Below are 14,331 nucleotides of genomic sequence, written 5' to 3'. Positions count from 1 at the left end.
AACGCCTCATAGAAGTACATGTATGGCAGGCCTGAATTACTGAGGGCGGACTCAAACCGATCGGCTGCCTGTGTAGGATTTAGCCTTGTGCCAAAGCCGGTCCCATATGGCACTTTATGCCGAGAGGGGGAGCGTTCCCACCTACCATCTGGCGACCAAAACCAGGCATCGATTGTACCACAGGGGGTCCAACCGTCGAGTGATCTTCCGCCCTCCGCAAGCTTTAGGAGATAGATCTGATTTGGGGACTCTCTGAGCTACCCCCATAGTGATGGGCGGACGCGCTCCCAGCAGATAGCACGACTGGCGCCAACGCCGATCCTCGCCCATAGTCCAGTTCCGGATAATGTAGATGACCATGGATCACAATCCAGCTTGATTTTGTTGCGTCGGTAAGGCGATGCATGAGTCTACTGCCGCCCCGCATTTCGCTATACTCGTCGGCGTATATGTGCTCGTTGCTGACTATATGATGGTGTGTGATCAGTATATTTACCGGATATTCCTTAGATTTTACCTCTTCAACGATGTTGTTTATTGTCGCTTCCGACACTCTTCCGTGCTCGAACTCCTTAGGAGTACCGGTCTCCTTTCCGTAACCATGGAACGCTGAACTATTTATATTCACGATTCGGCAGATTTCATTGTCATATACGGAATAATGTCGCGACCAATACTTATCGCAGTCGACGTCAGTGATGCCGGGAAACGGAGGCTTTAGCGCCTTGATATTTGCCAATGGATCGAAAGCGCTGTTAACAAACCGCGAATCCAAATCATGGTTGCCGGCGGCGCCGATCAGGAATCGGGCTCCGACCTTTTGCTTCAATGCATTCAATTCGGCCCAAACAAACGCTTGCCCCTCCGGAGAAGCCTTGTCCCCTAGATCGCCCGGACAAACGATCCAATCAGGGCAGACGCCATCGTCTTCTAGGACCTTCGCTATTTCCCGAATCATGTTTGTTCGGGCAGTATGGGACACCTCCAAAAGCGAAGGCTTTCCGGCTGACGGTGAGGGAGCAAATGCATGGGTATCACTAATAATAAGAAATTTAGACATCTGAGCTTCTGATGTTAGTCACTGCAATTTCTGTCGCCATTCGTCTAGTGGACTTAAACCCACCGACATTTCTCCGAACATTAAATAATACGGATCGCCATCCCATCTCGCCCGGATCAAATGGAAGAGACTCTACGTCGTAAGTTAGAACAAACTTGGCTCCAGCTTCGTCTAAAATTCTTAGGGATTTTGTTAAACGTCCCAAGTCGCTGATATTAAACGAATTTTGATGGTACTCTGTGAATGATCTACCCTCCGATTTCGCGTAAGGTGGATCGATAAAAAAGAAGGTATTTGGGTTTGCATTTTCCCGCAAAGTCTTATCAAAATCCCTCGAAACAAACTCCACGCCTGAAAATTTAGAAGCGCGGGCAATGAAATCTTCCTTCGAAATAAATTGAGCCAGTCGCTTACCCGAATAAGGCACGTTAAATTTTCCACGGGTATTTGTTCTATATATACCATTAAAACACGTCCTATTTAGGTAATAAAAATAGGCCGCATTCTGAATTGAGCTTCTGGATTTGTTGAATAAATCCCTAACTCTGTAGTACATGTCAGGATTTACTGGAATCTTCGACGAAATCTCCCAAACCTCTTCTGGATTACTTTGACATTTTTTATAAAAAGAAATTAGATTTTCGTTTATGTCGGCAAGCACCGCGGCTGAGGGGGCCAGGTGGAAGAACAGGGCTGCGGAACCGCAGAACGGTTCAATGTAGGTAGCGTCTGAACGACAGAGATCGGCGAGCGCTTTCACGGATGCCCGTTTGCTCCCCGCCCATCGAAGAAGCGGGCTAAGTGGCGTTGACGGTGTTTCCAAGTCTTACCCCATCGAATCTGGTATCGTTACCCTACCCCGTGCTGCTGAGACAATCGGCATCACTAGTTGCCCACCGAATCTATCGGAAGATCTGGTCATTGATCACCGCAGCAACAGATTGCTAACGCTTTTTAGGCGTACAGCATGCTCTCCGTCGCCTAGTGACCTTCCTTCACCCCAGCGTCTCTCTGATCGTCGCCGCCAGCCGCTCCACCCCGTCCCGCGTCTACGTCGCATCACAGGGCCGCATAACCCAGCACCAGCCCTTGGGTCGCCGCCGTGTTCTGGAACATTTCGACAGCGGCGAGACGTTGATGGCCCTTTTCGCCGCGACCTAGCTGACCTTGATGTCGTCGATGCCCGCCTTCAGATAGCCCACCACCTGGATGCCGGCTTCGGCGGGGAAAAGCGTGATCTCGTCGCGCAGGCGCTCGGAAACGATCTCACGGAAAAGCTGGCGGCGCTGGGCGTAGATGCGGCGCTTGCGCTTTAGGTGCCGGCTCATGTGGCCTTCGGTGATGAAGTCGGCCAAGGCGGCCTGTAAGAGCAGCGGCGCGAATTGGCCGGTGGTGGAGAGCGCGTTGACGGTGCGGCCGGCGAGGTCGATGGGAAGCACCATGAAGCCGAGCCGCAGCGCCGGCAACAGCAGCTTGGCGAAAGTGCCGACATAGATGACGCGGCCGGTGCGGTCCATGCTCTGGATCGCCGGCACGGGACGGCCCTGAAAACCGTATTCGCCGTCGAAACGTCCTCGATCACCCAGTTGTTGGCCGCCTCGGTGATGTCGAGCAGGTGCAGCTGCTCCTTCAGGCGCATAGTGATGCGGCGCAGCTCAGATCGCGCTGAAGGTCAGGGCACGATGCCGCGGCAGGCCCAGGCGACGTTGGCGAAAGACCTCGGCCCATCGGCACGACCGGCCTCATAGGCATCGCGGACTGCAGCCTCCGTGCGGGTCCGCTCGGCTGCGTCGAGCGTGGTCATATATTTGCCGAGCGGGCCTTCGCCGGCGGCAATCGGCGCCCAGTAGTCGTCGAAATTCTGGTAATCCATGCGGATCATCAGCTCGGTTTCGGTGACGTCGGCCAGGCCCTGTTCGACAAAGGTCCGCTTCATTTCGTCGGGCTGCATCATCGGCTGGAAGCAGTAGCGATTGCGCATCTGGCGGCCGCTTTCGCTGAGCGCGGCAACGGTGTCGATCATCATGCGCATGGCCGGCATGCCGCCGAGGTGATCCCACACCACGGCGGCGACCACGCCGCCCGGCCGCGTTACGCGGCGCATCTCGGCCACCGCCTTGCCGGTCTCCGGCACGAAGTGAAGCACCAGCAGCGCCAGCGCACGGTCGAACGCATTGTCCTCGAAAGGCAGCGCCGTGGCGTCCGCCTGCTCAATAGTGATGCGCGGATCGGTGTTCCTCTCCTTCGCCGCCGCGACGAAGACGGCTGAGAAGTCGATGGCCTGGATTTCGGCGAGATCGCGCGACTTCGCCAGTTCGAAGGTCAGGCTGCCGGTGCCGCAGCCGACGTCGAGGATCTTCTCGCCGCCGGCTAGGCCGACGAAGTCGATGAACTTGGGCGCGAGCCTGCGGCTCCAGCGGCCCATGAGCTGCTCATAGCCGGATGCCGCGTGAACGGTGAAGCTTGATGTCATCCCGTCCTCCCTTACTGGTTTCAGCCTAGACCCACGCGGGAACCATGCCAAGCAACGAAACCAGCCTCGTCCCGAGATCGCACAGGTGGGCGTTGGCAGGAGCATACGAGGCCGAGGCCGAGCGCCAGTGTTCTATCGCAACCAGATCGCCGCCGACCGAGCCCGGATCGCCGAGATGAACGCGCCGGCGGAGGCGTTGCCGGTCCGCCGCCGAATCCAGTCATGGCCCGGCTTTTCGCCGCCGCAAGCGAGGATGCCGACGTGTTTCCGCGGCGTGATCGAGATCGCCATGTGCGCTTCGCAGCCGCAGATCACCAGAGCGCATATGGCGCCAAAACTGGCCGAGCTGGGCGGCCGCCCCTTGCCGCCGAATGCCGGCATCATCGATCGCGACCGGATGGCATGCCTGCCTGCCGGCCGATCTTTTCGCAATCCGGATTGCAACTTGTCAGTGACGTCAACGAGCGGAGACTTCGCTCACGCAGGCGTCGATTTGCCGGTCGAAAGCGCTTCGAACACCTCGCCGGTTTCGGCCACGAGTGTCTGCATCAATTCGCCGGCAGGAAGCTCCCGGTTCAAGGCGGCCGCCTGCCCATAGAGATGAAAGGCGAAATCTCCTTTTGCACCGGACTCGCCGAGCGGAGCGCTGAGCGCAACCATTTGCGGGAAGTCGGGGAGGTGCGCCCGGTTCACGTCCATCTCCAAGGCGAAGCGGGTGCGTCTCGCCCGCGCCGCGCGGCCGGTGAAGGCATCGGTGACCATCGTGTCCATGTCCGTGGCGGCGCGGATCAGGGCTCGGCGCGGTCCGTCGGTGCCGGCCTCGTCGCAAGACAGGAAGCCGGTGCCGATCTGCACGCCGCTGGCACCAAGCGCGAAGGCGGCCGCTATGCCGCGGCCGTCGGCGATGCCTCCGGCGGCAATAACCGGCAGCCTGACGGCATCCACGACCTGGGGAACCAGCGCCAGCGTTCCCACGCCGTCACCGGGACGGTTGGGAGCGTGCGATCCCCGGTGGCCGCCTGCCTCCCAGCCCTGAGCTATGACCGCGTCGGCTCCGCTGTCGGCGAGTTGGCGCGCTTCGGCGACATTCGTCGCGGTGCTGATAACCACGATCCCGGCCTCCTTCAACTTGGCGACCGCGGCCGCGTCCGGAATGCCGAAATGGAAGCTGACGACCGGTGGCCGGATCTCGAGCAGCAGTTCAAGCTTTTCATCGTCGAAACCCGGGCCGATCGGCGGAAGCCTCCGCGAGGGTTCGTCGAGCGACAGCTCCTTGTAGTAGGGCCGCAACCTGTCGATGACCTGGGTCAGCACGGCGTCGCTGGTGTCCGGTCTGGGAAAAACAAAGAAATTGAGGTTGAAGGGACGCTCGGTCGAAGCGCGCAGCTGGCGCGCAGCGGTGCGCAAGCCGTCCGGCAGCATCGATGCGCAGCCGAGCGATCCCAGCCCGCCGGCATTGCTCACCGCGGCGGCGAGTTCCGGAGTCGCCGAGCCGGCCATCGGAGCCTGGATGATCGGATGTTCGATCTTTAGGAGATCGCATAAACGACGGTTCGGCCACACGAGCGTTTTTCCTGTGTCAGGAAAGGAACACGCGCAGTCCATCATAGGCCTGGATCAAGACGGGGTCACCGGAATTGTGCGAGGCAGGCTCCCACGCTCTCGCGCTCCACCAAGGGGCATTCAAGCTTGGTGATGGGATAGCGGCCACGGCCGGGCGGCGGCGGTGCCTCCAATTGCTCGATCGCCCATTGGCCCATCGCCAGATGCGGCAGGATCGATGTCGTCAGCGGCGGGAAGAGGTGGCGGGCGATCTCCTCGTCGTCATAGCCGATCACGGAAATGTCGCCGGGGATATGCAGGCCGGCCTCCTTCAGCGCCTCGTAACAGCCGATCGCCGTGCGGTCGTTCTGGCAGAAGATGGCGGTCGGGCGTTCCTTCAGCGCAAGCAGCTTCACCGTCGCGGCATAGCCGGCGCTGGCCGACCAGTCGCCCTCCACCACCAGGTCCGGATCGAAGGGGATGTCGGCGGTGGCCAAAGCGCGGCGATAGCCCTTCAGCCGATCCTGCGCCGCCTGCATCCAGGGTTCGCCGGTGATGGTGGCGATGCGGCGGTGGCCGCGGCTGATCAGATGCCGGGTGGAGCTCTGGCCGCCCGCGATCTCGGAGGGCACCACGGCCGGAAAGGCATAGTCGGCGGTGTAGCAGTTGAGCAGGATGACCGGAATGTCGAGGCTGTAGAGGAACTCGGGCGCGGTGATCTCGCGGGTGAAGATGGTCATGTAGATCAGCGCCGAGAGGCCGCGCCGGGTGAGCGCCTGGATGGCACGCGGCTCCATGACGGCGTCACCCATGGTCTGCGCCACCAAGAGCACGTTGCCGGCATTCCAGGAGGCCTGCCGCGCGCCCTCGATGGCCACAACCGCCTCGGGGCTGGTGGCGAGCTGATCGACGGCAAAGCCGATGACGCCATCCAGTCCTTCGAAGGGCGTGACGGGCGGACGCAAAGCTGAAAAGACCGGCGGCGAATAGCCCAGCGCTCTAGCTGCCTCGATCACACGGTCGCGCGTCTGCCGCGACAGCCTGATGCCCGGCGAATTGTTGAGCACGAAAGAGACCGTCGCCTGCGAACAGCCGGCGGCCCTCGCTATATCGGTCATGGTGACCCGGCCCTTGGGCTTGGCCGAGGCCTTGCGGCGTCTGGACGTTTCCCGTGGATCGCGCAGTTGCGTCGGTTCGCTCATGGTCGTTTCCCAAACCTGCCGGGCTGTTACGCAAAGCCCGCCACCCAGCAGGAATGCTTATAACTATTATCACTAAAAAGGGCGTTGGCACCAGCCACGGCACGCGGCGACAAAATGGCCAAAAAGGTCAGCAAAGCTGTCATTTTTCCCGAGTTTTGCCGACCCGACCAGCGCAAATCCTGCTTCCGCCGGCGCCCACCGCGGCACCCGGTTCGCCGTGTTGGTGTGCCGGTCCGATCCCGCTACTAATACTATTTACTAATATCGGTAAGCGATCTACTGTCAACGCGTCGCCGGGCGAGCTGCGGCGACGGCATCTGGGAGGAGCGCAGGTTCGCTGCCCGGCAATTTGCCGGAAGAGGGCTGCCCTCATCCTCACGAAAATGTCAGACAAATCGGACTATTTACGAACGTCAAATCTGTGTCTAGTGTTTCGGTCGCGGCTGGATCGGCCCCGGACCTTAGGTGCCAGACCCTTGAGGAGGAGGGCGTCCAGGCCGCAGCCGAGACATCAGCGATGAGTTTCAAAAGGGAGGTTGAAGCATGAAATCCATGATACGCAACGCGTCCGTCGCCGCGGCGGCCTTGGCTATTGGCCTGACGGCCAGCGCAGCCGTGCGCGCCGACGACAAGCCGACGCTGGCCTTCGTCGTCAACGGCGCGTCAGACTTCTGGAAGGCGGCGGAAGCCGGCGTGAAGAAGGCGCAGGGCGAACTGACCGACTACAATCTCGAGCTGAAATATCCCGAGCAGTCGTCGGTCGCCATCCAGCAGCGGCTGATGGACGACTTGGTGACGGCCGGCGTGAAGGGCATCATGGTGTCGGCGGTCGACCCCAAGACCTCGACCGACGGGCTGAACAAGATCGCGTCCGAGACCGCTCTGTTCACCACCGATAGCGACGCCCCGCAGACCAAGCGCGTCGCCTATATCGGCTCGTCCAACGTCGATGCCGGCAAGCAGGCGGCCGAGATCGCCAAGAAGGCGATGCCGAACGGCGGCAAGTGCCTGGGCTTCGTCGGCCTGCTCGGCGCCGACAATGCCAAGGAGCGCATCGAGGGCATGAAGGAGGGGCTTGCCGGCAGCAAGATCGAGCTGGTGGACGTGCGCGGCGACGACATCGACCAGGCGCGGGCCAAGAAGAATGTCGAGGACGCGCTGGTCGCCAGCCCCGACATCACCTGCATGGTGGGCTTCTACTCCTACAATACGCCGCGCATCTATGAGGCGCTGCGCGACGCCGGCAAGCTCGGCCAGATCACCGTCGTCGGCTTCGACGACGATCCGATCACGCTGGGCGGCGTCAAGGAAGGCACGGTTGCCGCGACCGTGGTGCAGCAGCCCTTCGAATGGGCCTATCAGGGCATGAAGCTGATGGCCGCCTACCTCAAGGGCGACAAGTCGGGCATTCCGGCCAACGGCCTGATCATCGTGCCGACCAAGATCATCGGCAAGGACGATGTCGACGCCTATGCCGCCAACCTGAAGGCGATGGCCGGCAAGTAATCGATGCACAGTTGCGCCGGCTCAAGCTTCGCCTTGAGCCGGCGTCCGTATTGACGGGCCGCATGCGGCCCGTCAGTCTGCAGCCTACCGGCTGCCGATAAGCGCGATGAACAATGGCGTGATGAATTATTCCGACCCATCCATCGTCCAATCCGCTCCGTTCCTGAGCCTCGAGGCCGTGCGCAAGACCTATCCCGGCGTCGTGGCACTGGACGGCTTCTCGATGCAGGTCAGGCCGGGCGAGGTGATCGGGCTGGTCGGCGAGAACGGCGCCGGCAAATCGACATTGATGAAGATCCTCGGCGGCGTGACGCGGCCGGACAGCGGCACCGTCACCGTCGACGGCGTCGCGCATGACGGCTTGACCGTGGAAGCCAGCATCGGCTCCGGCATCGCCTTCGTGCATCAGGAACTCAACCTGTTCGAAAACCTCGACGTCGCCGCCAACATCTTCTTCGGCCGCGAGCCGCTGAAGGCCGGGCCGCTGAGGCTGGTCGACCGCGCCAAGCTGCGCGAGATGGTGGCGCCGCTCCTGAAACGCGTCGGCGCCAATTTCTCGACCGACGCGCCGGTCGCCTCCCTGTCGCTGGCGCAGCAGCAGATGGTCGAGATCGCCAAGGCGCTGTCGATCAAGGCGCGGCTGGTGATCCTCGACGAGCCGACCTCCAGCCTGCCGATCGCCGAGACCGAAAAGCTGCTCGACGTGATCAAGGGACTGCGGGCGGAAGGCATCAGCGTCATCTTCATCTCGCACCGCCTGCACGAGGTCGAGCGCGTCGCCGACCGCGTCGTGGTGCTGCGCGACGGCATGCTGGCCGGCACGCTGCCGAAGAGCGACATCAATCACGACCAGATGGTCAAGCTGATGATCGGGCGCATGCTGAAGGAGCGCGAGAAAGCAGCGGAGGCGGGTCGCGCGCCGGGCGGCGTCGCACTCTCGGCGACAGCGGTGCGCACCAGCGCCTATCCCGACCACCCGGTCGACCTGGAGCTTCGGCGCGGCGAAATCCTCGGGCTTGCCGGCCTGGTCGGCTCCGGCCGCACGGAGCTCGCGCGCGTCCTGTTCGGCATCGACGAGCGGCTCGGCGGCAGTGTCGCGCTGGACGGCAAGGCGCTCAATGTCGGATCGGCCGCCGATGCGGTGGCGAGCGGCATCTTCCTGGTACCCGAAGACCGCAAGCTGACCGGCATCCTGCTCGACCTCTCGATCGCACAAAACATTTCGCTGCCCAATATGCCGGCGCATGCGAAGCGCTCGCTGGTGTCGACCAGCGCGGAGCTCGCCACCGCCGAGAAGCAGAAGAAGGATCTCGGCATCAAGGCGCCATCGGTCCTGACCCGCACCGGCACGCTGTCCGGCGGCAACCAGCAGAAGGTGGTTCTGGCCAAATGGCTGGCGATGAACCCCAAGGTGATGATCCTCGACGAGCCGACGCGCGGCATCGATATCGGCGCCAAGGCCGAGATCTACGCGCTGATGCGGGCGCTGGCCGATGCCGGCGTCGCGGTGCTGATGATCTCCAGCGACATGGAGGAGGTGATCGGCGTCTCGGACCGCATCGCGGTCATGCATGAGGGGCAGATCTCCGGCATCCTCGACCGGGACGATTTCAGCCAGGAGAACGTGCTGTTGCTGGCGGTGGGCAAGAAGCCGAAGCTGGCGCAAGCCGCGGGAGGAGCGCAATGAGCAAGAAAGACCTCGGCCTGCTGGTCCTGATCCTGGTGGTCGGCGCGGTGGTCACGGCTATAAATCCGCGCTTCCTGTCGACGATCAATCTCGCCAACACCTCAAACCTGGTCGCGCTGTTCGGCATCCTTTCGATCGGCCAGGCCTTCGTCATTATCACCGGCGGCATCGAGCTTTCGGTCGGTTCGCTGATCGCGCTGCTCGGCACGCTGTTCATCGACTTCATCGCCGTGCGCGAGATGGACTGGCCGTTGGCCTTCGTGCTGATCATCGTGCTCGGCGCCATCATCGGCTTCGTGCATGGCTGGCTGATCACGCGGCTCAAGATGCAGCCTTTCGTGGTGACGCTTTGCGGCCTGCTGATCTACCGCGGCGTCGCCCGTTTCTACACCGCCGACGGCACGGCGGGCTTCGCTTTCGGCCAGAATTTCCCGGATCTCGAATTCCTGACCGCCGGCCGCTCCGGCGGGTTGCCGAATTCCTTCATCGCGCTGATCGTGATCGCCATCGTCATGTGGGTGGTGCTGCACCGCTCGGTGTTCGGGCGCTATCTCTATGCCATCGGCAAGAATGAGGAAGCGGCGAAGTATTCGGGCATTCGCACCGGGCGCGTGGTGATCGCGGCATACGTGATCTGCGGTGTGCTGACGGCGCTGTCGGCGATCTACTTCGCCATGTACACGCGCTCGATCTCGCCGGCGAGTCACGGCCAGTTCTATGAGCTCTACGCCATCGCCGCGGCGGTGCTTGGCGGCTTCTCGCTGCGCGGCGGCGAGGGCTCGCTGGTAGGCGTCATCCTCGGCACCGTGCTGCTGCAGGAACTGCAAAACCTCGTCAATCTGCTCGGCATCCCGTCCTCCCTGAACTTCGCGGTGATGGGCGGCGTCATCCTGATCGGCGTGCTGGTCGACCAGCAGTGGGGCGTGTTCCGCGCCCGGCGCCGGATGATGGAGGCGTCGCGCCGGAATGTCGCCGGCGCGCCGGCGGAGTAGCTTCCCTCGTCCGATCTCGGCAGGCAGCGGCGCAAATTTCAACTTCGCGTGCTGCACACATTTTTTGGACGTTGGCGCCGACATCAACAAGTCTCGGCTCAACCTCCCACTCGCAAGCCGGCATCACCCCGTCAGATCATGTCCGAAAGGTCCGAGAACGCCATCGCCTTGCGCAGCACGTCGGCGAAGCGCTCGCCGGCGATCTCCCTGGCGCCGCTGTTGTCGATGGAGGTGACGTCCGGTCCGGAAAGCGTCACGCTGGTGCTGCGCGCCAGACGCGCCAGCACTTCGCCGCGCGATTCACGGCCGCGCGCCGCCAGCCGCTCGGCGAGGATCTCCGGCGCCGCGGTGATCTCGACCACCGCCAGGTTGGCATAGCGCTCACGCAGCGCCGGGATGACGGCACGGGAGACGTTGGCCACCGCGACATGACCATTGGCGATCGCCCAATCGACATCGGCCGGCAGGCCATAGCGCAGGCCATGCGCGTCCCAGCAGATGGCGAAGGCGCCGTCCGCTTCCGCCTCGGCGAAGGCGGCGTCGGCCAGCGTATCGTGGTCCTCGCTGGCGGAGTCGCTCGGACGGGTGATGACGCGGCGGACGAACTCCAGCCGCGTCTCGCCGGCAAAATGCGCCCTGGCGTAGCCGATCACCGTGTCCTTGCCGGCGCCGCTCGGCCCGACCACCGCGACGAAGACGCCGTTGCGGATCGGAAGGGTCTCGGTGAGCTCTCGTTCGATCAGCGCAGAAACCATCATGCGACGCGCCTGCCCTGACGCCAGACGTTGCGCACGACCGGCACATGCTGGTCGACGCGCACGCGCACGAGGTCGGCGCGCCGGCCGGGCTCGATGACACCGCGATCGCTAAGGCCGACCGCTTCCGCCGGGTTCTTCGAGACCATGGCGACCGCCTGCGGCAGCGAAATGCCTTCCACGACATCGCCGAGGAAGAAGGCGGACTGAATCAGGCTGAAGGGGATATAGTCGGACGACAGGATGTCGAGCAAACCGTCGCCGGCAAGCGAGCGCGCCGACACATTGCCCGAATGCGAGGAGCCGCGCATGACGTTGGGCGCGCCCATCAGCACTCCCAGGCCTGCCGCCTTCGAGGCCCTCGCCGCCTCCTCGGTGGTCGGGAATTCGGCAACGCGCACGCCCTGCTCCACCGCCTCGTCGACATGGCCGGCTGTCGCATCGTCGTGGCTGGCAAGCACGATGCCGCGCTCGCGGCAGGCGGCGGAAATGAAGACGCGGTTCGGCCCGGAATTCTTGGCCGATTCCGCCATACGCTTCTCGCAGAATTTCTGGAAGTCGCGGTCGGTCAGCTTCAGCTTGCGCTGGTAATAATAGGCGTAGGTCTCGAGATCGACGAACTGGCGCTGGCCCGGCGCATGGTCCATCAGCGAGGCGAGCTTCACCCTGTGGTCGGTCTCGAAATTGGCGAAGGCCTCGAGGCAATCCGGCGCCGAGACCTCGCAGCGCAGATGGATGAAGTGGTCGGCCCTGAGCCGATCCTGGCGCACGCTGTCCTCGATCGCGTCGGCGAGCTTGCGCACGTCGTCGGACTTCAGGTCGGCATCCTCGTCCATGCCGACACGCAAGGCGTCGAGCACCGTGGTGATGCCGGCGGTCGCCACCTGCGCATCGTGGGCGAGCACGGCGGCGATCGGGTTCCAGCGCACTTTCGGACGCGGCGCGTAATGGCCTTCGAGGTGATCGGTGTGCAGTTCGACGAGACCTGGGATGATGTAGTCGCCGCCCATGTCCTCGCCGGTGCGGGCCGCACCCGGCTCGATCGCGGCGATCAGCCCATCGCGCAGCAGCAGCGAGCCCGCGACGATCTCGTCGGGCAGCACGATGCGGGCATTGTTCAAAACGGTCTCGGCGGTCATTTCAGCAGTCCTATCTCAGGCGGGCGGACATCAGGCGGTTTTTCTGGCCGGGCGGCGTCCAAGCACGTGGTGCGAGAGCACCATGAAGGGCGCGCGCGGTTCGGTTTCGACGAACAGCGTCAGCGTATCCACCGGCACCGGACGCTGCAGCACATCCGCGAACAGGCTGTCGATTGCAGCGCGAAGGCGCGGGCTTTCCTGTGGCCCGACGCGTCCGGAGAGCGTCATGTGGAAGCGGAATGTCTCGAAGACGTAGGGATAACCCCACTGGCAGAGGTTGCGGAACTCATCCGGCTTCAGCGAGTCTGGACTGCGGCGCTCGATCTCGGCCTCGGTCAGCGGCGCGCGGAAGCGGTCGAAAGCGCGCACGACCTCGCCGGCGAAACTGTTGAGCGGCTCGAAAGGACTTTCCGGCACCAGCGCGAAAAAGCCGTCGATCTGGCCGACGACCAAACGCGGGATGACGACTGGCGGCGTGACCTCGGCGAAATCGTCGAGCGCCGCCCGCAGCGAGGCTTCCGATTCGCTGGGCGCCAGCCGGAACGGCGCCTTCAGCGTCGCGTGGAAGCCGTAGCGCCGAGCCGAGGCGGTGTGGAAGGCAACTTCCGCCGCCGACAGGGCACCCACACCCTCAACCGGCCGAGTCGGCGCGCCGAACGGGTCGCGCCCCAGCCAGTTGGCGGCGATCCGCGCCAGCGGCTCATCCTGCCTCGGGGTAAAGTAAATGGCATAGCGCATCGAAAATCCTCGTCAGACCCGCTGCCATAGGTGATTTCCATGACGGATTGACGAAGCTTTCATGGGTTTTCGAAGGCAACCCAGGCTCTGGCGGTCCTTAGCCGACGATTTTCCCGAACTGGACCAACAGGTTGAGGGCTATGAAAAATCTCACGCCTTCATCAGCCACTCATGCTCGGCGGCGTTGTGGAATTTCCATGTCCGCTTCGGGCCGGCCATGACGTTGAGATAATAGAGATCATAGCCGTGGCAGGCCGCACACGGGTGGTAGCCTTTGGGCACCAGCACGACATCGCCGTCCTCGATCGCCATCGCCTCGTCCAGGTCGCGCACGCCATTTCTGTCGGCGTCGGTGTAGACGCGCTGGAAGGCGAAACCCTGCGGCGGGTTGAGGCGGTGATAATAGGTCTCCTCGAGATAGGACTCGGCCGGCAGATTGTCCTGGTCGTGTTTGTGCGGCGGATAGCTGGAGGTATGGCCGCCGGGCGTGATGACCTCGACCACCAGCAGCGAGTCGGCCGGCTTGCCCTCGGGCAGGATGTTGGTGACGTAGCGGGTGTTGGTGCCCTTGCCGCGCACTTCCTGACCGAGATCGTCGGGCGCAATGACGCGAGCGGGCAGGCCGCCGCCAAGACCGGGCGCCGAGCAGACGGCAAGCTCCAGCTCGGTGTCGGCGGTCACTGCCCAGTCGGAGCCTTGCGGCACATAGACCGACCAGGGCTTGCCTTCGAAGGGCGACATGCGCTCGCCGAGCAGGCCGAGATCCTTGCCGCCGGCCGCAGCCTGGCCCTTGCCGGTGACGAACACCAGGCAGACCTCGCGCTCGCCCGTCTTGCCGGCGGCCGTCTCGCCCGGCCGCAAGCGGTGGAGATCGAAACCCACGTAAGTCCAGCCCGCGCTTTGCGGGGTGACGTGGGCGACGTGGCCGTGGCCCTTGTCGGCCTTGACGAGCAGTTTCGACATTTTGTCTCCTGGATCATTCCTTCGGCTCGGCCGGAGGCTTGGGCTCCTCGGCCGGCTTGTAGAGGTAGAAGAACTGCCACACCGCGTAACCGGCGAAGCCGAGCGCGATTACACCCCAGAACGGCGTGCCGGAGGCGAATTCGATCACCGACCAGATTAGGCAGACGGCAACGACGGCAATGCGCCGCCACAGCGGTCGGAAGAAGGGGTGCTCATAGTCTTTCATCGCGCCAATCCGGGACTTGTCCAAACGCATCAGATAGACCGAGCGGCC

At 63.0% G+C, this 14,331-nt stretch carries 15 protein-coding genes; 3 read left to right on the top strand and 12 right to left on the bottom strand.

The window, feature by feature from the left end; all coding sequences use genetic code 11:
- Positions 1 to 223: 223 nt before the first annotated feature.
- The 7 genes from CK224_RS13850 to CK224_RS13820 form a co-directional block, all read right to left on the bottom strand.
- On the bottom strand, positions 224 to 1,060 hold the full coding sequence (locus tag CK224_RS13850) for a metallophosphoesterase (protein ID WP_095782154.1): 837 nt from the start codon (positions 1,058 to 1,060) through the stop codon (positions 224 to 226).
- The gene (locus CK224_RS13845) at positions 1,053 to 1,883 is read right to left on the bottom strand and encodes a Dam family site-specific DNA-(adenine-N6)-methyltransferase (protein WP_095782153.1); all 831 of its coding nucleotides are present in this window, start codon (positions 1,881 to 1,883) and stop codon (positions 1,053 to 1,055) included. Before CK224_RS13845 ends, CK224_RS13850 begins: the two co-directional genes overlap by 8 nt.
- 334 nt (positions 1,884 to 2,217) lie before the next feature.
- The gene (locus tag CK224_RS13840; protein WP_141245812.1) at positions 2,218 to 2,577 is read right to left on the bottom strand and encodes an aminotransferase class I/II-fold pyridoxal phosphate-dependent enzyme; all 360 of its coding nucleotides are present in this window, start codon (positions 2,575 to 2,577) and stop codon (positions 2,218 to 2,220) included.
- A gap of 155 nt (positions 2,578 to 2,732) precedes the next feature.
- Entirely contained in the window at positions 2,733 to 3,533 is an 801-nt protein-coding gene (locus tag CK224_RS13835) for a class I SAM-dependent methyltransferase (RefSeq protein WP_095782151.1), read from the bottom strand.
- A gap of 132 nt (positions 3,534 to 3,665) precedes the next feature.
- Complete coding sequence (locus CK224_RS31280) at positions 3,666 to 3,824, bottom strand: hypothetical protein (RefSeq protein ID WP_176477920.1); 159 nt, start codon at positions 3,822 to 3,824, stop codon at positions 3,666 to 3,668.
- Between the two features lie 186 nt (positions 3,825 to 4,010).
- Complete coding sequence (locus tag CK224_RS13825) at positions 4,011 to 5,096, bottom strand: nitronate monooxygenase (RefSeq protein WP_245425930.1); 1,086 nt, start codon at positions 5,094 to 5,096, stop codon at positions 4,011 to 4,013.
- A 65-nt stretch (positions 5,097 to 5,161) separates the two neighbouring features.
- Positions 5,162 to 6,277: a LacI family DNA-binding transcriptional regulator gene (locus CK224_RS13820; RefSeq protein ID WP_176477919.1), complete on the bottom strand. Its 1,116-nt coding sequence runs from the start codon at positions 6,275 to 6,277 to the stop codon at positions 5,162 to 5,164.
- 543 nt (positions 6,278 to 6,820) lie between these two features.
- On the opposite strand from CK224_RS13820, the gene CK224_RS13815 reads away from it, so the two are divergent.
- From CK224_RS13815 to CK224_RS13805, 3 genes are all read left to right on the top strand, one after another.
- Complete coding sequence (locus CK224_RS13815) at positions 6,821 to 7,783, top strand: sugar-binding protein (RefSeq protein WP_095782149.1); 963 nt, start codon at positions 6,821 to 6,823, stop codon at positions 7,781 to 7,783.
- Between the two features lie 121 nt (positions 7,784 to 7,904).
- Positions 7,905 to 9,470, top strand: coding sequence for a sugar ABC transporter ATP-binding protein (locus tag CK224_RS13810; RefSeq protein ID WP_095782372.1), 1,566 nt, complete (start codon positions 7,905 to 7,907; stop codon positions 9,468 to 9,470).
- On the top strand, positions 9,467 to 10,462 hold the full coding sequence (locus CK224_RS13805; RefSeq protein ID WP_067323934.1) for an ABC transporter permease: 996 nt from the start codon (positions 9,467 to 9,469) through the stop codon (positions 10,460 to 10,462). The genes CK224_RS13810 and CK224_RS13805 overlap by 4 nt, the downstream gene beginning before the upstream one ends.
- 131 nt (positions 10,463 to 10,593) lie before the next feature.
- Here CK224_RS13805 and phnN read toward each other — a convergent pair whose 3' ends face one another.
- The 5 genes from phnN to CK224_RS13780 form a co-directional block, all read right to left on the bottom strand.
- Positions 10,594 to 11,220, bottom strand: a complete 627-nt coding sequence (phnN, locus tag CK224_RS13800; RefSeq protein WP_067002849.1) for a phosphonate metabolism protein/1,5-bisphosphokinase (PRPP-forming) PhnN — start codon at positions 11,218 to 11,220, stop codon at positions 10,594 to 10,596.
- Positions 11,217 to 12,356, bottom strand: coding sequence for an alpha-D-ribose 1-methylphosphonate 5-triphosphate diphosphatase (locus tag CK224_RS13795; protein ID WP_095776909.1), 1,140 nt, complete (start codon positions 12,354 to 12,356; stop codon positions 11,217 to 11,219). The genes phnN and CK224_RS13795 overlap by 4 nt, the downstream gene beginning before the upstream one ends.
- A gap of 30 nt (positions 12,357 to 12,386) precedes the next feature.
- A complete protein-coding gene (locus CK224_RS13790) occupies positions 12,387 to 13,094 on the bottom strand; it encodes a DUF1045 domain-containing protein (RefSeq protein ID WP_095782148.1) in 708 nt (235 codons plus the stop codon).
- Between the two features lie 150 nt (positions 13,095 to 13,244).
- Positions 13,245 to 14,057 carry a 5-deoxy-glucuronate isomerase gene (gene iolB / locus CK224_RS13785; RefSeq protein ID WP_095782147.1) on the bottom strand — a complete coding sequence of 271 codons (813 nt, stop codon included), beginning with the start codon at positions 14,055 to 14,057 and terminating at the stop codon, positions 13,245 to 13,247.
- Positions 14,058 to 14,070: 13 nt separating this feature from the next.
- Complete coding sequence (locus CK224_RS13780; RefSeq protein ID WP_067003268.1) at positions 14,071 to 14,283, bottom strand: hypothetical protein; 213 nt, start codon at positions 14,281 to 14,283, stop codon at positions 14,071 to 14,073.
- Positions 14,284 to 14,331 lie beyond the last annotated feature (48 nt).

The organism is Mesorhizobium sp. WSM3862, from assembly GCF_002294985.1.
GTDB lineage: Bacteria > Pseudomonadota > Alphaproteobacteria > Rhizobiales > Rhizobiaceae > Mesorhizobium.
Note: the sequence above shows the minus strand (reverse complement) of the source record. Positions and strands in the feature narration are given on the sequence as shown.